The sequence below is a fragment of the Pseudomonas sp. PB106 genome (assembly GCF_009764645.1).
In the GTDB taxonomy this organism is placed as follows: domain Bacteria; phylum Pseudomonadota; class Gammaproteobacteria; order Pseudomonadales; family Pseudomonadaceae; genus Aquipseudomonas.
In genome coordinates this window covers 23,118-31,096 of the sequence record NZ_RWIM01000223.1, presented here as the reverse complement: position 1 = coordinate 31,096, position 7,979 = coordinate 23,118, and the positions used below count along the sequence as shown (strand labels likewise).

6 protein-coding genes are annotated in these 7,979 nt (G+C 61.2%); 2 read left to right on the top strand and 4 right to left on the bottom strand.

Annotation, left to right across the window (positions count from 1 at the left end):
- The first annotated feature begins 169 nt into the window (after positions 1-169).
- Positions 170-3,043 (top strand): aminomethyl-transferring glycine dehydrogenase, encoded by a 2,874-nt coding sequence (gene gcvP / locus EJA71_RS27055; protein ID WP_158961088.1) that lies wholly within the window; start codon positions 170-172, stop codon positions 3,041-3,043.
- 90 nt (positions 3,044-3,133) lie between these two features.
- On the opposite strand, the gene EJA71_RS27050 is transcribed toward gcvP, so the two are convergent.
- From EJA71_RS27050 to EJA71_RS27040, 3 genes are all read right to left on the bottom strand, one after another.
- Positions 3,134-3,454, bottom strand: coding sequence for a DUF2388 domain-containing protein (locus EJA71_RS27050; RefSeq protein WP_171057234.1), 321 nt, complete (start codon positions 3,452-3,454; stop codon positions 3,134-3,136).
- Positions 3,455-3,520: 66 nt separating this feature from the next.
- Positions 3,521-5,305, bottom strand: coding sequence for a GspE/PulE family protein (locus tag EJA71_RS27045; RefSeq protein WP_158961086.1), 1,785 nt, complete (start codon positions 5,303-5,305; stop codon positions 3,521-3,523).
- 92 nt (positions 5,306-5,397) lie between these two features.
- Positions 5,398-5,736: a hypothetical protein gene (locus EJA71_RS27040; RefSeq protein ID WP_158961084.1), complete on the bottom strand. Its 339-nt coding sequence runs from the start codon at positions 5,734-5,736 to the stop codon at positions 5,398-5,400.
- A gap of 126 nt (positions 5,737-5,862) precedes the next feature.
- On the opposite strand from EJA71_RS27040, the gene EJA71_RS27035 reads away from it, so the two are divergent.
- The gene (locus EJA71_RS27035) at positions 5,863-6,327 is read left to right on the top strand and encodes an Lrp/AsnC family transcriptional regulator (protein WP_095119879.1); all 465 of its coding nucleotides are present in this window, start codon (positions 5,863-5,865) and stop codon (positions 6,325-6,327) included.
- 139 nt (positions 6,328-6,466) lie between these two features.
- On the opposite strand, the gene EJA71_RS27030 is transcribed toward EJA71_RS27035, so the two are convergent.
- Positions 6,467-7,837: an inorganic triphosphatase gene (locus EJA71_RS27030; protein WP_158961082.1), complete on the bottom strand. Its 1,371-nt coding sequence runs from the start codon at positions 7,835-7,837 to the stop codon at positions 6,467-6,469.
- Between the last annotated feature and the right edge of the window lie 142 nt (positions 7,838-7,979).

Sequence of the window (7,979 nt, the reverse complement as noted above, 5' to 3'; positions counted from 1 at the left end):
GCGATAGCGGTGTGTCAGTCAGCATTAAGGTGTCTGACACACCGCTATCGCGAGCAGGCTCACTCCTACAGGGGGATGCGGTGCACTGAAAATGGGTTGCCACATCGGCTGCTATGCTGCTTTGACCGTGTTGCATTGACGCCGAGCGCCAGCCAAGAGAGAGCCCGTCATGTCCCAGTTGCCGTCCCTGAGCCAGTTACGCGATCCCGATGCCTTCCTGCGCCGCCACCTCGGCCCCGATGCCGCCGAGCAGCAGGCGATGCTCGACAGCCTCGGTCTCGGTAGCCGGGTCGAACTGATCGAGCAAACCGTGCCGCCGGGCATCCGCCTCAATCGCGCACTCGACCTGCCGCCGGCGCTGGATGAACAAGCCGCACTCGCCAGGCTGCGTGGTTACGCCGAGCAGAATCAGGTCTGGACAAGCCTGATCGGCATGGGCTACCACGGCACCCTAACGCCGGCCGTGATTCTGCGTAATGTGCTGGAAAATCCCGGCTGGTACACCGCGTACACGCCGTATCAACCGGAGATCGCCCAGGGCCGGCTCGAAGCGCTGCTGAATTTCCAGCAACTGACCATCGACCTCACCGGTCTCGAACTGGCTAACGCTTCGCTGCTCGATGAAGCCACGGCCGCCGCAGAAGCCATGGCGCTGGCCAAGCGCGTGGCGAAGTCGAAGAGCAATCTGTTTTTCGTCGACGAGAACTGTCATCCACAGACCATTTCCGTGGTGCAGACCCGCGCCGAAGGCTTCGGCTTTGAACTGATCATCGACGCTGTGGATAACTTGAGGCAGCACCAAATATTCGGCGCGCTGCTGCAGTATCCCGACACTCACGGCGAGATTCGTGATCTGCGACCTTTGATTGATCACGTGCACGCGCAACAGGCCTTGGCCTGTGTCGCGACCGATTTATTGAGTTTGCTGATGCTGACGCCGCCGGGTGAACTCGGCGCCGACGTGGTGTTCGGCTCGTCCCAGCGCTTCGGCGTGCCGATGGGTTACGGCGGTCCGCATGCGGCATTCTTCGCCAGCCGCGAGGAATATAAACGGGCGATTCCCGGGCGGATCATCGGTGTGTCGAAGGACGCCCGAGGCAACGTCGCGCTGCGCATGGCCCTGCAAACCCGCGAGCAACATATCCGCCGCGAGAAGGCCAATTCGAACATCTGCACGGCGCAGGTGCTGTTGGCCAATATCGCCAGTTTCTATGCGGTCTATCACGGGCCGGAGGGGCTCAAACGTATTGCCCAGCGCGTGCATCGGCTGACCTGCATTCTGGCGGCAGGGCTGGAGCGCCATGGCATCAAGCGGCTCAACGCGCAGTTTTTCGACACCCTGACGCTGGACGTCGGCGGAGCGCAAACCGCGATCATCGAAAGCGCTCAGGCGGCGCAGATCAACCTGAGGATTTTGGGTCGCGGGCTGTTGGGGCTGAGTCTCGATGAAACCAGCGATGAAAGTACCGTGGCTAAATTGTTCGTAGTGCTGCTCGGTGCCGATCACGGGTTGACCGTCGATGATCTCGATGCGGAGGCACTGGATTCAGGCATCCCGGAAAATCTCCAGCGCAAGACTCCGTACCTGCGCCACCCGGTCTTCAACGCCCATCACAGCGAAACCGAGATGCTGCGCTATCTCAAGCAACTGGAGAACAAAGATCTGGCCCTCAATCAGTCGATGATCCCGCTGGGCTCCTGCACCATGAAGCTCAATGCCACCAGCGAAATGATTCCGATCACCTGGCCGCAGTTCGCCAATCTGCACCCGTTCGTGCCGCGCGAGCAGGCGATTGGCTACACGTTGATGATCGAAGAACTGCAACGCTGGCTGTGCGCAATCACCGGGTTCGACGCGATCTGCATGCAGCCCAACTCCGGTGCGCAGGGTGAATACGCCGGATTGCTGGCGATCCGCAAATATCACGAGAGCCGCCAGCAGGGCGGGCGTGATGTGTGCCTGATTCCGTCTTCGGCCCACGGCACCAACCCGGCCTCCGCGCAAATGGTCGGGTTGCGGGTGGTGATCGTCGAGTGCGACGAGGCCGGCAACGTTGATCTCGATGACTTGAAAGCCAAGGCTGCCGGGGCCGGGGCGAAGCTTTCTTGTCTGATGGCGACTTATCCGTCGACCCATGGCGTCTACGAGGAGGGCATCAGCGAAATCTGCGAAGTGATCCACCAGCACGGCGGTCAGGTGTACATGGACGGCGCCAACCTCAACGCGCAGGTCGGGCTGGCGCGGCCGGCGGACATTGGCGCCGATGTCTCGCACATGAATTTGCACAAGACCTTCTGCATTCCCCATGGCGGCGGTGGGCCGGGCATGGGGCCGATTGGCGTGCGCGCGCATCTGGCGCCGTTCGTGGCCAATCACCCGGTGGTGCCAATTGACGGCCCGCAACCGCAGAACACCGCGGTCAGCGCGGCGCCGTGGGGCAGCGCGAGCATTTTGCCGATCAGCTGGATGTACGTCGCCATGATGGGCCCGCAACTAGCCGACGCCAGCGAGGTGGCGATTCTTGCGGCGAATTACCTCGCGCAGCATTTATCCGGCGCGTTCCCAGTGCTGTACACCGGGCGCAACGGCCGGGTCGCGCACGAGTGCATTCTGGATTTGCGGCCATTGAAGGCGCAGACCGGGATCAGTGAAGAAGACGTCGCCAAGCGCCTGATGGATTACGGTTTCCATGCGCCGACCATGTCATTCCCGGTGCCGGGGACGTTGATGGTCGAACCGACCGAGAGCGAATCGAAGGGCGAACTGGATCGTTTTATCGGCGCGATGTTGAGCATTCGCGCAGAAATCAGCCAAGTGCAGAATGGCGACTGGCCGAGCGAGGACAATCCGCTGAAGCGAGCACCGCATACGTTGGCGGATGTTACCGGCGTTTGGGAACGGCCCTACAGCATCGAGCAAGGCATCACCCCGGATGCGCACACCAAGGCGCACAAGTACTGGCCGGCGGTGAATCGGGTGGACAACGTTTACGGCGATCGAAACCTGTTCTGCGCGTGTGTGCCGGTGGATGATTACCGCTGAAGATCAAAAGATCGCAGCCTTCGGCAGCTCCTACTTTGGAATGCATTACCCTGTAGGAGCTGCCGAAGGCTGCGATCTTTTGCTTTTGATTTACTCGGAAGCCACCGCGTTCTTCGCCAGAATCGCGTTCGCCAGTTCCATGTCTGTCGCCTGCAGGCCCGGGTTGTCGGCGCGGACTTTCTGCATCGCGGCTTCCAGATACGGCCCGCGAATGCCGCCGTCACTGGCGACGAAACTGCCGGCATCGTCCTGCGCGGCGATGATCAGCTTGTGGTCCTTGAAGGTCAGGTAAGTCGAGCCGGTGGTCGCGCCGGACGAAATGACGTTACGCCAAAAGCTGTCCGCCATGGCCGAACCAACGGGAAGGGACAGCAAGGCCAAGGTGGCGACAGCAAGTTTGAGACGCATGATGAGATGACTCCTGGGGGTTAACTACGGCGTTGGATTGCCTTTTCCTCGATCCAGTTCCGTGATGGGCTATTTCAGCTCGCTCTGCGGTGTCACCCGCAACACTTCCTCAACCGTAGTCAGTCCCGCCGCGACTTTCTGTGCGCCGGACAGGCGCAGGCTGCGCATGCCTTCCTTGAACGCCTGACGGCGGATTGCCGTGAGATCGGTGTCCGGGGTGATGAACGTTTTGAGGCTGTCGCTCAGTTGCATGATTTCGTAGACCCCGGCGCGGCCGTGATAACCGGTGTCGCGACATTCGACGCAGCCGATGGCCCGCTGCGCATTGCCCGGTAGCGGCGCTTGCCATGGACGGGTGAGGGTTTGCCAGTCTTCATCCTCCAGTGTCAGCGGTGCTTTGCAGTGCGGACACAAGGTGCGCACCAGACGCTGGGCCATGACCCCGAGCACGGTGGCTTTGATCAGGTAGTGCGGCACGCCGAGTTCGAGCAGGCGACTGATCGCACTGGGCGCGTCGTTGGTGTGCAGGGTCGACAGCACCAAGTGCCCGGTCAGCGCTGCCTGAATCGCCATTTCAGCGGTTTCGAGATCGCGGATCTCGCCGATCATGATGATGTCCGGGTCTTGCCGCATCAGCGCACGCACGCCGGCGGCGAAGCTGAGGTCGATGTTGTGCTGGACCTGCATCTGGTTGAACGCCGGCTCGACCATTTCGATCGGGTCTTCGATGGTGCAGAGGTTGACCTCCGGCGTCGCCAGTTTTTTCAGCGTGGTGTAGAGCGTGGTGGTCTTGCCCGAACCGGTCGGCCCGGTGACCAGAATGATGCCGTTGGGTTGGCGGGTCATGTCCTGCCAGCGCCGCAGATCGTCGGCGCTGAAGCCCAGTTGATCGAAATCCTTGAGCAGCACTTCCGGGTCGAAAATCCGCATGACCATTTTTTCGCCGAACGCGGTGGGCAACGTCGACAGGCGCAGCTCAACCTCGCCGCCCTCCGGGGTCTTGGTCTTGACCCGGCCGTCCTGGGGTTTGCGCTTTTCGGCGACGTTCATTCGCCCAAGGCTTTTCAGGCGACTGACAATTGCCATGGTCACCTGTGGCGGGAATTGGTAGACGTTGTGCAGTACGCCGTCGATGCGAAAACGCACCGTGCCTTGTTCGCGCCGTGGTTCGATGTGGATATCGCTGGCGCGCTGCTGGAAGGCGTACTGGAACAGCCAGTCGACGATGTTGACGATATGCGCATCGTTGGCGTCCGGTTCCTGATCGCTGGCGCCGAGGTTGAGCAGTTGTTCGAAGTTGCCGAGGTTGCCGCCCTGGGCGTCGGCACTGCTGGCGCCGCTGACCGATTTCGCCAGACGGAAAAACTCGACGCTGAAACGCTGGATATCCGCCGGGTTGGCCACCACCCGTTTGATCGGCAGTTTCAGCACGTGGGTCAGATCGGCTTCCCAACCGGTGACGTAAGGCTGGGCGCTGGCCACGGTCACCGAGTCGCGATCGACCGCCACGGCGAGAATCTTGTGCCGCTGCGCGAAGGCATAGGACATCAACGGCGTAATGGCGGCGACATTGATCTTCAGCGGGTCGATGCGCAAATACGGCTGGCCGGCCTGCTGCGCCAGCCACAGGGTCAGGCTTTCCAGGTCGAGGTGTTTGCCCGGACGGCTGAGGTCGTCGAGTTGCTGGCTGGCGATGAATTCCAGCGGGTGCATCTGGCCGTGGCTCGCCTGGCGCCGGCGGGCATTCAGCGCTTGTTCCGCCGAGTCCTGGCAAATGAAGCCTTGGGCGACCAGTTCACGCAACACATCGTTGAGTTCCAGCCAGCGGTCCTGAGTGGCGAATTGAGCGGACATGCAGGCTTCCTTTTGAGCGACAGTGCGCAAAAGGATAGTCGCGGCCCCGCTGACCGTTGGGCCACTACCCGACGAAGGCGTTGCCGGATTTGTCAGCCGGCGGCGTGCGCGGGGGCATCCCAAGCGCTGTCGGCGTTTTCCAGGTTCACCGAGCAAACGCTTATCAGGTTACGAAGTTTTTCCGCGATCACCTGCGCGCGATGCCAACTGCAACCGCCCATGACGATATCGATCGACATCAAGTCGTCCATCCGCTGCACGTTGACCTGCTCGGGCGTGAGGAACTGCAGCGCGAACAGGTTGAGCACCCGCACCAGCAAGTCCGGCTCGGCTTCGGCGAGGATCTGATACTGCGCCAGGCAGTGGGCGTTGCTGACGTTCCAGACGTCGACACGGGTGGGGGCGCTGTTCACGGCTTCGAGGTGCGGCATGGCGAGTCTCCAAAATTTCTGGAGGAATTTTTACATTCGGTGCCGGGTATTTCTTGGCTATGATCGACGTTATTGGCGAATGATCGACTGAATCAATTCGCAGAATATTCCATTAGAGGTTTTTCTATGCACAGCGAGCTGGACGGCTACGACCGCAAGATTCTCGCCCTGCTCCAAGAGGACGCTTCACTCTCCAGCGCGCAGATCGCCGAGCAGGTGGGCTTGTCGCAATCGCCGTGCTGGCGACGGATTCAACGGATGAAGGAGGAGGGGATCATTCGCGGTCAGGTGACTTTGCTTGATCGCAAGAAGATCGGCCTGAATACGCAGATCTTTGCCGAGATCAAACTCAACGCCCACGGGCGTTCGAACTTCACTGAGTTCACCGAAGCGATTCGCGGGTTTCCGGAGGTGCTGGAGTGTTATGTGCTGATGGGCGCGGTGGATTTTCTGTTGCGCATTGTCGCGGCGGACATTGAAGCGTATGAGCGGTTCTTCTTCGAGAAGCTGTCGCTGGTGCCGGGGATTCAGGAAGTGAATTCGATTGTGGCGTTGTCGGAGATCAAGTCCACCACCAGCCTCCCGGTCTGATCCTGATCGTTCCTACGCTCTGCGTGGGAATGCCTCAATGGACGCTCTGCGTCCGCTTTGGGACGCGGAGCGTCCCGGGCTGCATTCCCACGCGGAGCGTGGGAACGATCATCAACGGGGGCCCCCCTGCCACAGGGAATTACATACGCAGGAGCATTTTCCACGCGCGATTCTGGTAAACCGCAATCGCCTGCTGCTTGCGCGCATCGAGCAGTTCGTCAGTGATCGTCGGCTCGTTGGCCAGTTGCGCCAGTTTGTTCAGCTCGCCGTACAGACGATCCATTTCCGGGATTTCCAGCACGTTACGTGCGTGGTGCAGCCAGACCTGAATGCGCTCGATGCGCGGCAGTTGCTCGGCCAGATCTTCGGGCTGCTGCTGGTAACGCTGCAATTGCAGGGCCGTGGCTTCTTCGCCCAAGGTACGCGGCAGCCAGCTGTGCAACTGCGCGCCGCCCTGACGGTTGCCACGCACGTTGCGTTCGGCGGTCCAGGTGCGCGCCAGCAACCAGCGCGAAGTGTTCAGCGAGAACAAGCCCCAGCGCGGGTCTTCGAGTTCTTCGAGGAACTGCTCCGGCGCGGCTTTGCGCACGTCTTCGTCTTCGATACCGGCCTGTACCAGCGGGCGCCAGTCTTCCAGCAACGCATCCAGAGCAACGCGCAAGTCGTGGGTCGACTGACGCGGTGCGGCCTGGCCGAGGCTGCTGAGCAGGGCGCGCATTTCTGCGAGGTTCTCGACCCAGTCGAGCAACAGGCGCCAGTGACCGTTGAAACGGTACTGTTCAGCCAGACGCTGACTGCTGCCGAGCAAGTGCCAACTCAGCGCGGCGAAGGCGTCGTCGAGTTGGGTTTCTGCGGTCAGCTCCGGCGCCGGCAGGCTCAGCGAGTAGCTGTTGGCGTCGTACAGACGATAGCCGCGCTCAGCCTTGCTGATGTCGCACGGCATCAGCGCCAGGGTTTCGGCCAGTTCAGCGGCCAGTTCCAGCAGCGCGGCAGGCTCGCCTTCGCGCAGTTCCAGTTCCAGCTCGCAGATTTCTTCCTTCTGCTTGCCGACGACAACGTGGCCGAGATCCAGCGCGGCTTCGATAACCACTTTGGCTTTGCCACGGCCCCAGGCGATTTCGGCGCGTTCGCGGACGAAATCGGTGGTGAAGATCGGCTTGAGAGTTTTCTTGTCCAACTCGGCCAGCGACTCGGGCCAGCATTCGCCGTCGAGTTTCTTCACGTCGAGCTTGGCTTTCGGCAACTTCCAGTCGTATTCATTACGCTCGGACAGGCCGGCGACGCTCTGGCCACGGGTCTTGAGGGTCTGAATCACTTCGTCCCCGTCCTTGCGCAGGCGCAGGGCGACTTTGGCCTGAGCCAGATCGCGCTCGGGGGTGTCGAAGTATTGGTTCATCAACTCACGGCGTTCCCAGCCACTTTTGTTGCGTTTTTTCAGTAGCGGGTGCTCGCGCAGGGCGGCGAGGGTTTCGCGGCTGACGCGGAGTTTGATTTCGGTTTCTTTCTGCATGGCCGGAAAATCCAGGATCGGGAGCGCAGCCGGGGAATATGTGGCTGCCAAGGCCGTGCAGTGTACAGGACTGATTCGTCCTACGCCCTGCGGCGGTTTATTCCTGACGCCGGATGGCTCTATGATGGACTTCAAATCGGGA

Bases quoted from the DNA above. Each gene is read 5' to 3' on its own strand.
- EJA71_RS27040 (WP_158961084.1), bottom strand. From the start codon at position 5,736: ATGCCGCACCTCGAAGCCGTGAACAGCGCCCCCACCCGTGTCGACGTC.
- EJA71_RS27030 (WP_158961082.1), bottom strand. From the start codon at position 7,837: ATGCAGAAAGAAACCGAAATCAAACTCCGCGTCAGCCGCGAAACCCTC.
- EJA71_RS27035 (WP_095119879.1), top strand. From the start codon at position 5,863: ATGCACAGCGAGCTGGACGGCTACGACCGCAAGATTCTCGCCCTGCTC.
- EJA71_RS27045 (WP_158961086.1), bottom strand. From the start codon at position 5,305: ATGTCCGCTCAATTCGCCACTCAGGACCGCTGGCTGGAACTCAACGAT.
- gcvP (WP_158961088.1), top strand. From the start codon at position 170: ATGTCCCAGTTGCCGTCCCTGAGCCAGTTACGCGATCCCGATGCCTTC.